This window comes from Streptomyces sp. NPDC005791 (assembly GCF_042871485.1).
Taxonomy (GTDB): domain Bacteria; phylum Actinomycetota; class Actinomycetes; order Streptomycetales; family Streptomycetaceae; genus Streptomyces.
In genome coordinates, this window is the sequence record NZ_JBIAIP010000014.1 from 132945 (window position 1) to 148842 (window position 15898).

The 15898-nt window shown below is 70.9% G+C and carries 11 protein-coding genes; 2 read left to right on the forward strand and 9 right to left on the reverse strand.

The window, feature by feature from the left end; genetic code table 11:
• Both ACFYSH_RS25950 and ACFYSH_RS25955 read left to right on the forward strand, forming a co-directional pair.
• The gene (locus ACFYSH_RS25950) at nt 1-2157 is read left to right on the forward strand and encodes an acetate--CoA ligase family protein (RefSeq protein ID WP_388755669.1); all 2157 of its coding nucleotides are present in this window, start codon (nt 1-3) and stop codon (nt 2155-2157) included.
• A gap of 124 nt (nt 2158-2281) precedes the next feature.
• A complete protein-coding gene (locus ACFYSH_RS25955; protein ID WP_388755672.1) occupies nt 2282-3670 on the forward strand; it encodes an OFA family MFS transporter in 1389 nt (462 codons plus the stop codon).
• Between the two features lie 71 nt (nt 3671-3741).
• On the opposite strand, the gene ACFYSH_RS25960 is transcribed toward ACFYSH_RS25955, so the two are convergent.
• From ACFYSH_RS25960 to ACFYSH_RS26000, 9 genes are all read right to left on the reverse strand, one after another.
• Nucleotides 3742-4812 (reverse strand): sugar phosphate isomerase/epimerase, encoded by a 1071-nt coding sequence (locus ACFYSH_RS25960; RefSeq protein WP_359465814.1) that lies wholly within the window; start codon nt 4810-4812, stop codon nt 3742-3744.
• 41 nt (nt 4813-4853) lie between these two features.
• On the reverse strand, nt 4854-6251 hold the full coding sequence (locus ACFYSH_RS25965; RefSeq protein ID WP_388755674.1) for an alkaline phosphatase family protein: 1398 nt from the start codon (nt 6249-6251) through the stop codon (nt 4854-4856).
• Complete coding sequence (eboE, locus tag ACFYSH_RS25970) at nt 6248-7423, reverse strand: metabolite traffic protein EboE (RefSeq protein ID WP_359465818.1); 1176 nt, start codon at nt 7421-7423, stop codon at nt 6248-6250. Before eboE ends, ACFYSH_RS25965 begins: the two co-directional genes overlap by 4 nt.
• 3 nt (nt 7424-7426) lie before the next feature.
• Nucleotides 7427-8275 carry a TatD family hydrolase gene (locus ACFYSH_RS25975; protein ID WP_359465820.1) on the reverse strand — a complete coding sequence of 283 codons (849 nt, stop codon included), beginning with the start codon at nt 8273-8275 and terminating at the stop codon, nt 7427-7429.
• Nucleotides 8272-8904, reverse strand: coding sequence for an EboA domain-containing protein (locus tag ACFYSH_RS25980; protein ID WP_388755677.1), 633 nt, complete (start codon nt 8902-8904; stop codon nt 8272-8274). Before ACFYSH_RS25980 ends, ACFYSH_RS25975 begins: the two co-directional genes overlap by 4 nt.
• Nucleotides 8898-9761, reverse strand: coding sequence for a sugar phosphate isomerase/epimerase family protein (locus ACFYSH_RS25985; protein WP_359465823.1), 864 nt, complete (start codon nt 9759-9761; stop codon nt 8898-8900). The genes ACFYSH_RS25980 and ACFYSH_RS25985 overlap by 7 nt, the downstream gene beginning before the upstream one ends.
• On the reverse strand, nt 9758-10870 hold the full coding sequence (locus ACFYSH_RS25990) for an SCO3242 family prenyltransferase (RefSeq protein ID WP_388755681.1): 1113 nt from the start codon (nt 10868-10870) through the stop codon (nt 9758-9760). Before ACFYSH_RS25990 ends, ACFYSH_RS25985 begins: the two co-directional genes overlap by 4 nt.
• Complete coding sequence (locus tag ACFYSH_RS25995) at nt 10867-11985, reverse strand: inositol-3-phosphate synthase (RefSeq protein ID WP_359465824.1); 1119 nt, start codon at nt 11983-11985, stop codon at nt 10867-10869. The genes ACFYSH_RS25990 and ACFYSH_RS25995 overlap by 4 nt, the downstream gene beginning before the upstream one ends.
• Nucleotides 11986-12086: 101 nt before the next feature.
• Nucleotides 12087-15785: a ThuA domain-containing protein gene (locus ACFYSH_RS26000; protein ID WP_359465826.1), complete on the reverse strand. Its 3699-nt coding sequence runs from the start codon at nt 15783-15785 to the stop codon at nt 12087-12089.
• Between the last annotated feature and the right edge of the window lie 113 nt (nt 15786-15898).

A 15898-nucleotide genomic window follows, 5' to 3' on the forward strand; every position in this document is an offset into this window, starting at 1 on the left:
ATGGCCGGAACAGTCGAGACACAGGAGCAGGAACGCGTCAGGGCGCTGCTCGACCGGGTCCGGGGCGAAGGGCGCAGCGCGCTCACCGCGCCGGAGGGGAAGGTCATCGCCGATGCGTACGGGATCACGGTGCCGGGCGAGGGCCTGGCCCGGGACGTCGACGAGGCGGTGGCGCTGGCCGACCGGCTCGGCGGACCCGTCGTCCTCAAGATCGTCTCCCCCGACATCCTGCACAAGACGGATGCGGGCGGCGTCGTGGTCGGGGTGTCGGGTGCGCAGGAGGTGCGCGCGGCGTTCTGCGGCATCGTGAAGAACGCCAGGGCCTACGCGGCGGACGCTCGGATCGAGGGCGTACAGGTGCAGCAGCTCGTGCCGCCCGGCCAGGAGGTCATCGTCGGGGCGGTCACCGATCCGACGTTCGGGAAGGTGGTGGCGTTCGGCCTCGGCGGTGTCCTGGTCGAGGTGCTCAAGGACATCACCTTCCGGCTGGCACCGGTGACGGCGGACGACGCGCGGTCGATGCTCGACTCGATCGGTGCCGCGGAGATCCTGCGGGGGGTGCGTGGCGCGCCGGCCGTGGACCGGTGGGCGCTGGCGGAGCAGATCCGCCGCGTCTCCCAACTGGTGACGGACTTCCCCGAGATCGCGGAGGTGGATCTCAATCCCGTCATCGCGTCACCGGACGGTGCGGTCGCCGCCGACATCCGGATCCTGCTGACCACCGAGGAGGTGAAGGCGCGTCGCCGCTACAGCCGGGAGGACATCCTCGTGTCGATGCGCCGGCTGATGGAGCCGCGCTCGGTGGCGGTCATCGGTGCCTCCAACGAGCAGGGCAAGATCGGCAATTCGGTGATGCGCAACCTCATCGACAGCGGGTTCACGGGCGAGATCCACCCGGTGAACCCCAAGGCCGATGACATTCTCGGCCGCAAGGCGTACAAGAGTGTCACCGACGTTCCCGGTGAGGTGGATGTGGCGGTCTTCGCGATCCCCGCCAAGTTCGTCGCGTCGGCGCTCCGGGAGGTGGGCCGCAAGGGGATCCCCAATGCCGTGCTGATTCCGTCCGGCTTCGCCGAGACGGGCGAGCAAGCGCTGCAGGACGAGATCGTGACGATCGGCGAGCAGTACGGTGTGCGGCTCCTCGGGCCGAACATCTACGGCTACTACTCGACGTGGCAGGACCTCTGCGCCACCTTCTGCACCCCGTACGACGTCAAGGGTCCGGTGGCGCTGACCTCGCAGTCCGGTGGCATCGGCATGGCGATCCTGGGCTTCGCGCGGTCGACGAAGACGGGCGTATCGGCGATCGTCGGGCTCGGCAACAAGTCCGACATCGACGAGGACGACCTGCTGACCTGGTTCGGCGAGGACCCGAACACCGAGTGCATCGCGATGCACCTGGAGGACCTCAAGGACGGGCGGGCGTTCGTGGAGGCGGCGCGGGCGACCGTACCGAAGAAACCGGTCGTGGTCCTCAAGGCGGGCCGGACGAGCGCGGGCGCGAGGGCTGCGGGCTCCCACACGGGCGCGCTGGCCGGGGACGACGCGGTGTACGACGACATCCTGCGGCAGGCGGGGGTGATCCGGGCGCCCGGTCTGCACGACATGCTGGAGTACGCGCGGGCGCTGCCCGTCCTGCCGGCGCCCAAGGGTGACAACGTCGTGATCATCACGGGGGCGGGCGGCTCCGGGGTGCTCCTGTCGGACGCGATCGTCGACAACGGGCTCTCGCTGATGGAGATCCCGGCGGACCTGGACACGGCGTTCAAGGCGTTCATCCCGCCGTTCGGCGCAGCGGGCAACCCGATCGACATCACGGGCGGTGAACCCCCGTCGACGTACGAGGCGACGATCCGGCTGGGCATGGAGGATCCGCGCATCCACGCCCTGGTGCTGGGTTACTGGCACACGATCGTCACCCCTCCGATGGTATTCGCCGAGCTGACGGCCCGGGTGGTGGAGGAGTTCCGGGCGCGCGGGATCGAGAAGCCCGTGGTGGCGTCGCTGGCGGGTGACACGGAGGTCGAGGAGGCGTGCGCGTACCTCTTCGAGCGGGGTGTCGTCGCCTATCCGTACACCACGGAGCGGCCGGTCGCCGTGCTCGGCGCGAAGTACAGGTGGGCCAGGGCCGCCGGACTGTTGGGCGGTGGCGGATGACCTGATGACGACGGCTCGAACCACGGGGTCTGCGGCGGACCGCTCGGCGGCAGGCCCCGGTGCGAAGTGAGAACGGGCAGGGGGCGCCGGCCAGACTTCTTCCACGCAAGGGGTTCGATCGACAATGACGACAACTGACATCTCCACATCCGTCCCCTTCAGGGAGGTGACGGACGCCAACGGGCGCATGTACCGCATCGGCGAGACCGATGTCGACATCATGGGCCGCAAACGCAAGTGGATGGTCATCCTGCCGTGGGTCGGCATGATGGGCATCAGCTCGGCCGAGTACGCCTTCGCGTCGGCGGAGGACACGCTGCACCACGCGCACAACTGGGACAGCGGTCACATCTACTGGATGATGACCGTCTGGGTGTTCTTCCAGGCCGCGGTCGCGATGCCCGCGGGCAGGCTGCGGGAGACCGGCAGGCTGCCGGCCCGCTGGGCGATGATGCTCGGCGCGACGGGCACCCTCCTCGGCTACCTGTCACTGGCGTACGCGCCGCACGTGATCTTCGCGTACATCGGCTTCAGCGTGTTCTCCGGCATGGGCGCCGGGATGGTCTACGCGACCTGCGTCAACATGGTCGGCAAGTGGTATCCGGAGCGCAGGGGCGGCAAGACGGGCTTCGTCAACGGCGGTTTCGCCTACGGTTCGGTGCCGTTCGTCTTCCTCTTCACCGGCTTCATGGACATCACCAACTTCAAGTGGGTCCTGGTCTCGGTGGGTGTCTTCCTCGCCGCGATGGTCGCCTGCGCCGGGTTCTTCTTCCGGGACCCGCCGAAGAACTGGTGGCCCGCCGAGGTCGACCCGCTCAACCCGCCCGAGGATCCGCGGGCCCGCCGGGCGCTGGAGAAGAACCCGCCGGCCGTCCAGCAGTACTCCCCGGGCGAGGCATGGAGAACCGGCCGCGTGGCGCTGATGTGGTGCTGCCTCGCCTGTACCTCCGGCGTGAACATCTTCGGTATCGCCTTCCAGGTCGACATCGGCCAGGACGCGGGCTTCGCCGCGGGGATCGTGGCCACCGCCATGTCGCTCAAGGCCATCGTCAACGGCACCGGGCGTGGCGTCATCGGCTGGCTCTCCGACCTCTACGGACGCAAGAAGTGCCTGCTCTGGGTCTGCGTCATCCTCGGGCTCGCCCAGTTCGGCATCATCTGGGCGGCCGAGCTGAAGAGCCTGCCACTGTTCCTGATCTTCTCCGCGATCTCCGGCTTCGGCGGCGGCGCCATCTTCCCGATGTTCGCCGCGATGACCGCGGACTACTTCGGCGAGAACAACAACGCCACCAACTACGGCATGGTCTACAGCTCCAAGCTCGTCTCCGGACTCGGAGCGGGGATGGGCTTCGTGGTCGTCGACGCCTGGGGACTCAACGGCGCCTTCATCCTGGCGGGCAGCATCTCGTTCTTCGCGGGATTCCTGGCCCTGTTCCTCGCGGCACCCGGCCGCGACCGGAAGGGCAACCCACTCGTGAATCCCGGACCGGCCCCGGTACGGGAGACCGACTGATCGCACACCCGCCGCACATGCGTGGGGCCCGGTTCCTGGGACCGGGCCCCACGCGTGTCCGCCGTCCGGTGTCAGTCCCCGCAGCGCCCCTGACGGAGCGAGTGCAGGTGCTCGCTGGACTTGCGGGCGAAGGCGAGGGAGTCGACCGGGTTGTCGTGCTCGGTCTGCCAGTGGTGGTAGCTGCGCCCGCGGTTCGTGCGGGCGGTGACCCGGCTCAGGAAGTTCTTGTAGTCGATGTCCCCGTCGCCGACGTCGGTCATCCTGTATCCGTCGCGGACGGAGTCGTCGCGTGTGCCGTCCTTGACGTGGAAGAGGGGGTAGCGGTCGGGCTGCTTGAGTACGTAGTCGATGGGGTTGAAGGGCGCGGGTGTACCGTCCGCGCGCTTGCCGAAGCGGAACTGGGCGCAGAACGCCCAGTAGATGTCCATCTCGAGGTAGACGAGATCGGGGTCGGTCTCGGCGAGCAGGACGTCGTAGAGGCGCACCTTCGGCTTGTCGGTGGCGAAGGAGAACTCCTCCGCGTGGTTGTGCTGGTAGAACTTCATGCCGCGCTTGCGGGCGGCGGCGCCGTAGGTGTTGAAGTCCTCGGCGGCGCGCTTCCAGCCGTCGACCGTGGAGCCGTAGCGGAAGGGTCCGGAGGCGGTGCCGATGTGCTTGAGGCCGAGGGCCTCCGCCTCGTCGAGGACCTTGGTGAGGTTCTGGGCGAAGGAGTAGGCACCGGGGTTGTTGTCGTCGTAGTAGTTGACGTGGCTGCCGATGGGGTTGAGGCCGTGGTCCTTGGCCAGCCTCTTGAGCTGGGCGAGGGTGATGGCCCCGGCCGAGCCCTGGGTGTAGCCGGCGAACTCGATCTCGTCGTAGCCGTACTTCTCGAGTTCGGCGAAGACGGGGGCGAAACCGAGGGTGGAGACCTTGTCGCGGAGGCTGTAGAGCTGGATGCCGAGGCGGCCGGGGGGCAGGACGGCACGCCCCTTGCCATGGCTGTGGCCCGGTCCGTGGCCGGGCCCGTGGCCGCCCTGCGGGCCCGACGCCTGGGCGGCGGCGCCACTGAGGAGGGTCGCTGCGGTGGCTCCGGCGGCGACGCCCAGGACGTTGCGGCGGCTGAGTCTGCGCGCGAGCTCGGGGTCCTTCGGGGTACGGCTCATGATCACGAATCTCCCTGTGAACGTGCGGGCGGGACGGATTGTCAGTGCAGTCCGGCAAGCTGGAGCAACAAGGACTTCACTTCGGTGGCCTGGACGCGGCCGGGGAACGCGTGGGGGGCGGAGCAGAGGATGAGCGGACCTTCGTCGTCGCTCATGGGGAGGCGGCCGTGGCTGCCTCGAACAGGTGAGGGGTCCAGGGGGACGACCGCCATGCGGTAGCGCATCCCGAGTTTCTTGCGGGCGACAGCGGACGCGGCCCTGACCCGGACGTAGGGGTCCTGGGGGTCCATGAAGAGCTCCACCGGGTCGTAGCCCGGTTTGCGGTGGATCTCGACGAGCTGGGCGAAGTCGGGCGCGCGGTCGTCGTCGAGCCAGTAGTAGTACGTGAACCAGGCGTCCTTCTCCGCCACGGCGACGAGCTCACCGGAGCGGGGGTGGTCCAAGTGGTGCGCCTTCTTGCCCTCGTCGTCGAGGAGTTGGTCGATGCCGGGGAGGTCCGCGAGGGCTTCCCGGGTCGCTTCGAGGTCCTCGGGGCGGCGTACGTAGACGTGGGCGAGCTGGTGGTCGGCGACGGCGAAGGCCCGGGAGGCCATCGGGTCGAGGTACTCCATGCCGTCCTGGGTGTGGACCTCCAACAGGCCGGCACGGCGCAGGGCACGGTTGATGTCGACCGGCCGGTCGACCCGGGTGATGCCGTATTCGGAGAGGGCGACGACGGTGCGGCCCTCGGCTTCGGCGTCGGCGAGCAGGGGTGCCACGGCACGGTCGAGGTCCGCCGCGGCCCGGTGGGAGCGGGGATCGTCGGGGCCGTAGCGCTGGAGGTCGTAGTCGAGGTGCGGAAGGTAGCAGAGGGCCAGGTCGGGGGTGCGGGTCGCGAGGACGTGCCGGGTGGCGTCGATGATCCACTGCGAGGAGACCAAATCGGCGCCGGGGCCCCAGAAGTGGAAGAGGGGGAAGGTTCCGAGCTTCTCGGTCAGCTCGTCGTGCAGTTCCGGGGGCCTGGTGTAGCAGTCGGGTTCCTTGCGGCCGTCGGCGTAGTACACGGGGCGGGGGGTGACGGTCCAGTCCGTGTCGGCACCCATCGCGTACCACCAGCAGATGTTGGCGACGGTGTAGCCGGGGTGGGCACGCCGGGCCGCGTCCCAGAGCTTGTCACCGGCGACGAGTCCGTTGTGCTGGCGCCACAGGAGGACGTCGCCCAGTTCACGGAAGTACCAGCCGTTGGCGACGATGCCGTGCTCGGAGGGGGTGGTGCCGGTGAGGAAGGTGGACTGGGCGGCGCAGGTGACGGCGGGCAGGACGGTGGAGAGGGGCGCCTGCGCGCCGGCTCCGGCCATGGCCCTCAGGTTCGGCATGTGCCGGAGCAGCTGGGGGGTGAGGCCGACGACGTCGAGGACCAGGAGCGGGGTGGGGCGCGCGTCCGCGCCGGGTGCGGTCATGGGAGCTCCTTGAGTCCGAGGTCGACGAGGAGGTCGCGGGCGAGGGTGAGTTCGGCGGCGATGCCGTCGGCGAGCTGGGTGCGGGTGCGCGGCCGCAGCTCGGCGGGGAGCGCCTGCCAGGTGTACGTCTCGACTTCGAGGTGGCGGGTGAGAGGTGCGGGCCCGCCGACGAGCCGGTCCAGCACGGACTGGAGGACGGGGAGTGTGGAGGTGAGCGGTGGGGCCGGCGGGGCGTGCAGCGGCACGTGGAAGTGGGAGCGCCAAGGTGTGCTGTCGGGGAGCACAGCACCGGAGACCGCCTCGTCGAGGTCGTCGGTCCCGCGCAGCCCCGAGGCGGTGAGCGTGCGTGTCTGGTGCAGGAAGCGGGGTTCGGCGAAGGCGCCCAGGGCTGCGCGCACCTCGGGCAGGTGCGGGTGCTCGGCGTGCAGGGCCGCCGAGAGCTGCGCCTTGACGACGGGAACGCCGGCCGTGTGAAGGGCGTCGAGCGCGGTGTCCGGGTCCTCGAAGGAGGTGGCGAGGTGACAGGTGTCGACGCAGATGCCGATACGGTCGTGGCCGACCGCGGTGAGGGGGCCGATGGCGTCGGCGGTGGTCTCCACGGTGCAGCCCGGTTCGGGTTCGAGGCCGATCCTGATGGACTTCCCGGTCAGTTCGGCGAGGGCGTCGAGGCGCTGCGCCAGAGTGGTGAGTGCCCTCTGCGCGGTCCGGGCCGCCGTGGGGTCATCGGCGAAGGGGGTGCGCCAGGCGATCGGCAGGGTCGAGATGGTGCCTTCGTTGACGTCGTCGGGGAGCAGGGCGGCGAGCAGCCGCGCCAGGTCGGTGGTGTGGGCGAGCCGCTCGGGATCGGTCCAGTCCGGCGCGTAGACCCGGTATTTGACCTCCTGGGCGCCGAAGCCCTCGTAGGGGAAGCCGTTGAGGGTGACCACTTCGAGGCCGCGGTGTTCGAGCTCGCCGCGTAGCGAGCGCAGCGCGGCGGGGTCGTTGATCAGGGCGCGTGCGGCGTCCTTGGCGAGCCAGAGGCCGATGCCGAGGCGGTCCCGGCCGAGCCGCCTGCGTACGGGCTCGCAGTGGTCACGCAGCTGGGCGCGTACTCCTTCGAGGGTCTCGGCGGGGTGCACGTTGGTGCAGTAGGCGAGGTGGACGGTGGAGCCGTCGGGGTGGCGGAAGCGCACGGTTCACTCCCCGCCGCGGAGGATGGAGTTGCCCTCGTGGAGCGGGCCGGGTGCGACGGTGTCGAGCTGGAGCCGGCCGCTCTGCCCGTAGAAGGCGACGGGGTTGCGCCAGAGCACCTTGTCGACGTCGTCCTCGTCGAATCCTGCCTTCAGCATGGTGTCGGCGACCTTGCGGGTCTTCAGCGGATCACTCCTGCCCCAGTCGGCGGCCGAGTTGACGAGGATCCTGTCGGTGCCGTGGTTGCGCAGGACCGTGACCATGCGGTCCTCGTCCATCTTGGTGTCCGGGTAGATGGAGAAGCCGGCCCAGCAGCCGCTGTCGAGGGCGTCCTTCACGGTCGTCTCGTTGAGGTGGTCGAGCAGGACCAGCTCCGGGGCGAGGTGCGATTCCCGGATGACGTCGATGGTGCGGTGCAGGCCTGCGAGCTTGTCGCGGTGCGGGGTGTGGACGAGCGCGGGCAGGCCGTGGTCGGCGGCGAGCTGCAGCTGGGTGGCGAGCGCGGTGTCCTCGGCGGGGGTCATCGAGTCGTAGCCGATCTCACCGACGGCGACGACGGAGTCCTTGACGAGGTAGCGGGGCAGGGCGTCCAGCACGGGGGTGCAGCGGGGGTCGTTCGCCTCCTTGGGGTTGAGGGCGATGGTGCAGTGGTGGGCGATGCCGTACTGGGAGGCGCGGAAGGGTTCCCAGCCGAGGAGGGCGTCGAAGTAGTCGAAGAAGCTGGCGGGCGAGGTGCGGGGCTGGCCGAGCCAGAAGGAGGGTTCGACGAGGGCGCGGACCCCGGCGTCGTACATCGCCTGGTAGTCGTCCGTGGTGCGGGAGGTCATGTGGATGTGGGGGTCGAAGATCCTCATCGGGACTCCTCCGTGGGGGCGGGGGCGGGGGCCTGGGCCGTGAGATCGAGAACGGTCCGCAGTCCGGTGGGGACGGCACGTCCCGCCGCGGTGCGTTCCGCCGCGAAGTCCGCGAGCATGCGGTCGAGTTCGCTGTCGCCACGGGCCCGCTCGTCGAGCCGGTGGAGGGCCTCGACGGGGACCTCGGTGAAGAGGCACTTGAGGACGGCGTGCCGCCAGCCGTGCGCGTCCAGGTGCGCCGCGCCGTACGGGCCGACGGCCGCGGCGACCAGCCGGGTGTCGTTGGTACGCAGCGCGTCCTCGACGAGCGGCAGGGCGGTGGCGCCGAGGTCGAGCCGGTGCAGGGTGAGGAGGACGGCACGGCGTTCGGCGGCGGTTCCCTGCTCGTAGAGCCGGGTCACGGCGGGCAGCCCCGCCCGGGCTTCGACGAGCAACAGCGCGCGTACGGAATCGGCGTGCTCCAGTCCGCAGTGCCGTCCCGCCGAGGCGTACCGCAGCTCCCAGGGTGGGTTGCCGCTGTCCGTGTCGGGGTGGTCCGCGGCGTGTGCGGCCTCGGCCAGCGCTTCGTCGAGCCAGGCTCTGGCGGCCCCTCGGAGCTGGTCGTCGAGTTCCTTGCGGCTGGTCAGCACGGTGCGGCTCCGTTCGTCGTCCCGGTGGCCCGGCGCAGGAAGTCGATGGAGTGGCGGGCGAGTTCGGGTCCCGCGTGGGAGTGCCGGGGCAGTTCGACGACGGTGAGGCCGGCGTAGCCGGTGGCGGCGAGCGCTTCGAGTACCGGTGGGAAGTCGATCTCGCCGTCACCGAACGGCAGGTGTTCGTGGACACCGCGTCGCATGTCCTCGATCTGGACGTGGCGCAGCCAGGGGGCGGCTTCCTTCACGCAGTCGACGGGCGAGGAGGGCTCCAGACACTGGCAGTGGCCTATGTCGAGGGTGAGTCCGAGCGGACCCGGGTCGCCGAGGAGGGTGCGGAGGTGGTGGAAGTCGGCGAGCGTGGCCAGGAGGTGGCCGGGTTCCGGTTCGACGGCGAGGGGGACACCCGCGTGGCGGGAGGCCTCCAGTACGGGGGAGAGCGCGCCGGTCAGCCGCTGCCACGCGGTGTCCGAGGTGGTGTCCGGCGGAGTGATGCCGCTGAAGCAGTGCACGGCGTGGGCGCCGAGGTCGGCGGCCACCTCGACGGCCCGGAGCAGGAGCGCTGTGCGGGCCGCACGGGCGTCGGGGTCGGGATCGAGGAGGGACGGTCCGTGTTTGCGCCGGGGGTCGAGGACGTAGCGCGCGCCGGTCTCGACGGTGACGCCCAGGCCCAGTCCGGCGAGCCTGCGGGCCACCTGACGGGTGCGGGCGACGAGGTCCGGGGCGAGCGGGTCGAGGTGCATGTGGTCGAGAGTGAGCCCGACCCCGTCGTAGCCGAGGTCGGCGAGGAGGCCGAGGGCGTCGTCGAGGCGGAGGTCGGTCAGCCCGTTGGTGCCGTAGCCGAGGCGGAGGGTCATGTGGGACTCACCTTCCGGGCGAGCGCGCGGGCGAGGGGGACGAGTCCCATGACCGCGAGGCCGCCGCCCGGCGCCCCGGCCCTGGCGGCGAGTGCGGCCTGCAGCGGGATCATCGCCCGGATTCCGCCGCCGACCGCGCGTTGGGTGAGGGGCGGGGAGGGGTTGAGGGCGGCGTGGAACAACGGGACCGCGCAGGTGCGGAGGTACGCGCCTGCGAAGGCGGGGAGCAGCAGCCGTCCGGCGGTGGTGACGGGTGTGCGGGGTGGCCCCCCCGCTGTCGGCCGGCCGCGCAGCACGGCGGCTCCGAGTCCGGCGACTCCGGCGAGCGCCGCGAGCGGCGCGGCGGTGGAGCCGCCGTGGGCCTCGTGCCGGGAGACCGCGGTCACGGCGTAGGTGTGGGCGCCGAGCACGAGCGCGGCGGGCAGCGCGGCGGCGGGGGTGCGGGCCGTGGCCGGTGGGCCGCCGGTGGTGTTGGGCCGGAGACGTATGACCGCCCCTGCCCCGGGCCGGGGAGCCATGACCTCCCTCGCGGTCGCCGTCGCGCCGAGCAGCAGATCCAGGGTGCGGGCGGTGGCCATCGCGGCCGGGCCCAGCTTCGTGTGCTTGAGGCGCAGGTCGTAGGCCCAGACGGTGGCCGCCAGTCCGGTGGCCACCGCCAGAGCGGGGCGGCCCGCGCGGGCCGCCAGGGTCAGGCCTGCCGCCGTCAGCGCGCCCGCGACGGCCAGGGCGGCCTCCGGTGCGACGCGGCCCGAGGGGATCGGGCGGTGCGGGCGGTCGACGGCGTCCTCCTCCCGGTCGGCCCAGTCGTTGAGGGCCATGCCGGCCTCGTACAGACACAGCGACGTGCCGACCGCGAGCGCCGTGCCCCGGCCGGGCCGCAGGCCGACGGCGGCCGCGCCGGCGAGGGCGTCGCCGGGGACGCTGAACAGCGCGGACACACGCAGGAGTTCCGCCCAGGCCCGCAGACGTGCGCGGGCGCCGGGCCTGGCTCCGGGCCTGTCCGGAGCGGGCGCAGTCCCGCCCGCGCCGGACAGGCTGTACGTGGGCGCCGCCTGGCGGGTGCCGAGGAGTCCGGGCATCAGTGCGGCGACCAGCCGAAGCGGCTTCACCGGGCGGTCCGCAGACGTTCGGCGAAGGCCATCAGCTCCGCGTACTGCTCCGACAACGCGGCCGGCCCTCCGTCCGGGTCCTTGAAGTAGAAGCCGAGTTCGGGCCGTGGCCCCGTCAGGCCGGTTTCGTGGGCGCGGGCCAGCAGCCGGGCCAGGTCCAGGACCAGCGGTGCGGCGAGGGCGGAGTCGCAGCCCTGCCAGATCGTCTGCAATATCATCCGCGAGCCGAGGAATCCGTCGAAGGCGATGTGGTCCCACGCGGTCTTCCAGTCCCCCATCGCCGGTACGTCGTCGATGTGGACCTCGCCCTCCGGAGCGGCCCCGAGCGTGTCGGCCAGCACGCGTTCCTTGCCCGCGTTCTTGGCGGCCGCGGCCGCCGGATCGGCCAGCGCCGCCCCGTCCCCGCCGCCCAGCAGGTTGGTGCCCGACCAGGCCCGCACCGGCAGGGCGCGCTGGACGAACATCGGTGCGAGCACGGAACGGAGCAGTGTCTGGCCCGTCTTGCCGTCACGTCCGGCGTGGGGAAGTGCGCAGGCGTCGACGGCGTCCCGGAGGTGCGGGCTGCGCAGCCCGGTGGAGGGGGTGAAGTTGACGTACGGGCAGTCGGCACGGAGTGCGGCCGCCGCGTAGAGCGAGCTGGCGGGCAGCCGGGAGTCGTCCGCACCGGGAGCGGGTTCGGTCGAGGCGACGTTGATGACGACCGTGCGGTCCAGCCCGTGGCGTTGCGCGAAGTCCTTGATGTCGGCGGCGAAGGCGGTGATGAGCTCCTCGTCGCTGCGGGTGTCGCCCGGCAGCGGGCCGCCGGGACGTATCTCCGCGTCGGCGGCAGTGAGTTCGGCCTCGACGGCCGAGGGCAGGCCGTACGGGAGCACTCCCCCGGCGGCGAGGGCCTCGGCCCGCTTGGGCAGGGGGCAGTCGAGGGTGTCGTGGCCGCCGAAGACGAGCGAGGTCAGCGGTGGCAGTCCGGTGTCGGTGAAGGGCGGTGTCTCGGTGACCATGCCGGTCGGCGGGTGGAGGCCTGCCGCGATGGCCGCGCACCCTGCGGTGGCGGTGGTGGCTACGGAGCCCCGTGCTCCGATGAACCAGACTCCGGTACGAACGGCATGTGCGGTCACGGGCTGCCTCCCAGGGGGGATGAAGAGGGGTGGTGGGGGGGGGGGGGGGGGGGGGGGGGGGGTGCCCCCCCCCCCCCCCCCCGGCGCAGGAGGTGGCCGCCCTACGTCGAGGGCAGTTCCTTCAGCTGGATGTCGCGGAAGGACACCTGGTCGTCGGCCCCGTGGTTCTGGAGGCCGATGTAGCCGTCCTTGAGGCTGCGAGCAGGGTCGGTGTTGGTGAAGGAGTTGATCTTGACGCCGTTGAGGAAGACCTGGAGCCGCTCGCCCTGGACCTTGATCTCGTAACTGTTCCACTGGCCGGGCGGCCGCAGGACCCGGTCACGGGCCTTGATGTCGGCGGACTTGAAGGTGTAGACGGCGCCGGTCGTGCGGTCCGCCGCGTCGGTGGCGTCGATCTGCACCTCGTAGCCGTTGTTGACCGCGGACCACGGGTCGTCCGACTCGGGGAAGCCGACGAAGACACCGGAGTTGTCGTCGCCCGTCATCTTCCAGTCGAGCTTGAGCGAGTAGGAGTCGAGTTCCTTGGCCTGGTAGGTCAGCAGGCCCATGCCGCCCTCGGAGCGCAGCTCACCGTCGGCGACGGCGAACTTCCCGGGGCCGGCCTGCTTCCACCCGTCGAGGGTCTTCCCGTTGAAGATCGACCGGTAACCGGTGTCCGGCTTGCAGTTGGCCTTCACCTGACCGGCGGCGTAGCGCAGCCCGCCGAGCAGGTGCTGACGGAGCGCCGGTTCGGCGTAGGACTCCTTGGTGTGGCCGAGGCCGGTGTAGAAGGAGCGGCCGCCCTGGTACGCCTGGCACCAGGCGATCGGGTGGTCGCCCTTCATGGTGCCGCCGGTGTACGTCGTCTCGTCCAGAGTGGCGAGGACCTGCGCCTTGTCCCGGGGGTTGGTGCGGTAGTTGTACCACTCGTCGGTACGGTCCCAGGCCTCGTCCAGGTGCGCGGTCGCCGGGTGGTCGTGGTTCTCCACCCGGACGGTGGCGGGCTGGATCTGCGGGTGCGAGTCGAAGTAGGCGCCGACGAGCCCGCCGTAGAACTCCCAGTCGTACTCCGTGTCGGCCGCGGCGTGGACGCCCATGTAGCCGCCGCCGGTGGACACGAAGTTCTCGAACGCCTTCTTCTGGTCGGCGTTCAGCACGTCACCGGTGGTCGACAGGAAGACGACGGCGTCGTAGCGCGCCAGGTTGCTGGTCGTGAACTGGCCGGCCACCTCGGTCGAGTCGACCGTGATGTTCGAGTCCTTGCCCAGTTCCTTCAGCGCGGCGATGCCCTCGGGGATCGAGTCGTGCCGGAAGCCGGCCGTCTTGGAGAAGACGAGGACGCGCTTCGCGGTCCGGTCGACCGGGCTGTTGGAGAGTGCGAAGTCGTCCACGTCGTACAGTGCTCCGGCTCCGCCCTTGAAGACCAGGAAGAGTTCCGTGGCCTTCTTCGGTGCGCCGCGCAGCGGCACGTCGATGTCCTGGAACGTGTCCCAGCTGCCGGTCACCGGGACGGGTGCGGAGCCGAGGATCTTGCCGGTGGGCGATCCGGCCCGCACTTCGAGGAAGCCTCCCGCCCCCGCCGAGGAGGTCCGGGCGGTGAGCTTCGTGGAGCCGCCGAGGATGTACGGGGTGAAGGAGATCCAGTCGTCGTTGTCGATGTCGCCGACGGTCCTGCCGCCGTGGGCGCTGGTCTTGCTGGGCGTGGTGACACCGGAGGAGTTGTCGAAGTGCTCGGCCTGCCGGTGGCGGGGCTGGAGCTTCGCCTGGTCACGGCCGGTCAGTGCGGCCTGGCCGCCACCGCCGCCGTCCGTGTAGGACGCGGAGATGCCGCCGTAGATGTTGGCGTTCGGGTCGTGCCCGCCCTCCATCTCGGTCTTGATGGTGCCTTCGCAGCCGTGCTCGGTGGTGATGTCGTGCCCGTGGCTGTCATGGCCCAGGGTGAACTTGACCTCGACCTCGGAACAGTCGACGGTGCCGTCCTCGGGGTCGGTGACGGTCACCTTGAAGGGCACCTCGTCGCCGAACTCGAAGAGCTGGCCGTCGGAGGGGAACTGCATGTCGACGACGGGCGCGGTGTTGCCCACGGTCACGTGCACGCTCGCCGAACCGGTGCGGCCCGTCGGATCCTTCGCGGTCACGGTGGCGGTGTAAGTGCCGTTCTTCTTGTAGGTGTACGTCGGGTCGGCGGCCGTGGACTTCCCGCCGTCGCCGAAGTCCCAGGCGTACGTCAGGGCGTCGCCGTCCCCGTCGGTGGTGCCGGCCGAGGAGAACTTCACCTTCAGCGGTGCGACACCGGACGTCCTGTTCGAGGACGCCTCGGCGATCGGCGAGCGGCCGCCTGTGGCGTTCTCGATGCGGTACAGCCCCGAGTGCTCGTCCCCGCCGAACCAGGAGAGGCCGTAGTCCAGGACGTACAGCGCGCCGTCGGGCCCGAACGCCATGTCCATCACCTGCGTCCCGGTCCACGGGATGTCGTTGATGGACTGGACGCCGCCGTCGGCGTCCTGCTCGATGCGCTTGATCCACTGCCGGCCGAACTCTCCGGCGAAGAAGTCCCCGTCGTACTCCTCGGGGAACTTCACCGGGGAGTCGAGGTCCGCGTCGTAGTGGTAGACGGGCCCGCCCATCGGGGACTCGGAGCCGGTGCCGAACTCGGGCACGGACGCGCCGTCGTACGGGATCCAGGCGGCCTCGGAGGGCGGCAGGTCGACCAGGCCGGTGTTGTGTGCCGACTCGTTCTTCGGGGCGGCGCAGTCGAAGGCCGGCCCGGAGGTCTGCGTCGCGAAGTCGTAGTCGCGGTATGCCTGGTTGTCGCCGGTGCAGTAGGGCCAGCCGAAGTTCCCGGGCTTCGTCACCCGGGCGAACTCCACCTGCCCGGCGGGGCCGCGGTTCGGATCCGCGGCACCGGCGTCGGGGCCGTAGTCACCGACGTAGAGGATGCCGGTGGCCTGGTCCACGCTGAAGCGGAAGGGGTTGCGGAAGCCCATGGCGTAGATCTCGGGACGTGTCTTGTCCGTGCCCGGGGCGAAGAGGTTGCCCTCCGGGACGGTGTACGAGCCGTCGTCGGCGACCTTGATGCGGAGGATCTTCCCGCGGAGGTCGTTGGTGTTCCCGGAGGTGCGGCGGGCGTCGAAGGCCGGGTTACGGCCGGCCCGGTCGTCCAGCGGGGAGAAGCCGTCGGACGCGAACGGGTTGGAGTCGTCGCCCGTCGAGAGGTAGAGGTTGCCCTGCGCGTCGAAGTCGATGTCGCCGCCCACGTGGCAGCACATGCCGCGCGTGGTGGGGATGTCGAGGACCTTCTTCTCGCTGGCGTTGTCGAGGGTGCCGTCCTCGTTGAGCACGAAGCGGGAGAGCCGGTTCACCCCGTCGTACTTCGCGAAGTCGGCGGCGGTGCCGTTCTCCGGGGCGTCGCCGGCCGGGGTGTCCAGCGGGGGCGCGTAGAAGAGGTAGATGGCCCGGTTCTCGGCGAAGTCGGGGTCGACGCCGACGCCCTGGAGCCCTTCCTCGTCGTGGGAGTAGACGGGGATCGTGCCGGAGACCCGGGTGTTGCCCGCGCTGTCCGTGATCCGCAGCTCGCCGCTGCGCGAGGTGTGCAGCACGCTGCGGTCGGGGAGCACCGCCAGCGAGATGGGTTCACCGGTCTCGGCTGCGCCCTTGGCGAGGGTGACCTGCTGGAAGTCCTCGGCGGCGTTCTGCGCGGCCGGGGCGTCTGCGGTGGCGGCGGGCGAGGAGCCCAGGGTGAGGGTCGCGGCGGCGAGCAGTCCGCCGGTGAAGAGGGCGAGTGTTTTTCGGGCTCGGAGCCGTCTGTTGCTTCTGTGCACGTGCGTCCTCCGGAGTGTGCCGGTTGCTCGGGCTGTTCGTTCTGCCGTTCCGCGCGGGGACTGCCGCGCTCGTCCCCGGGGCCCCTCGCGGGGCTCCGGTGACGCGAGTCATG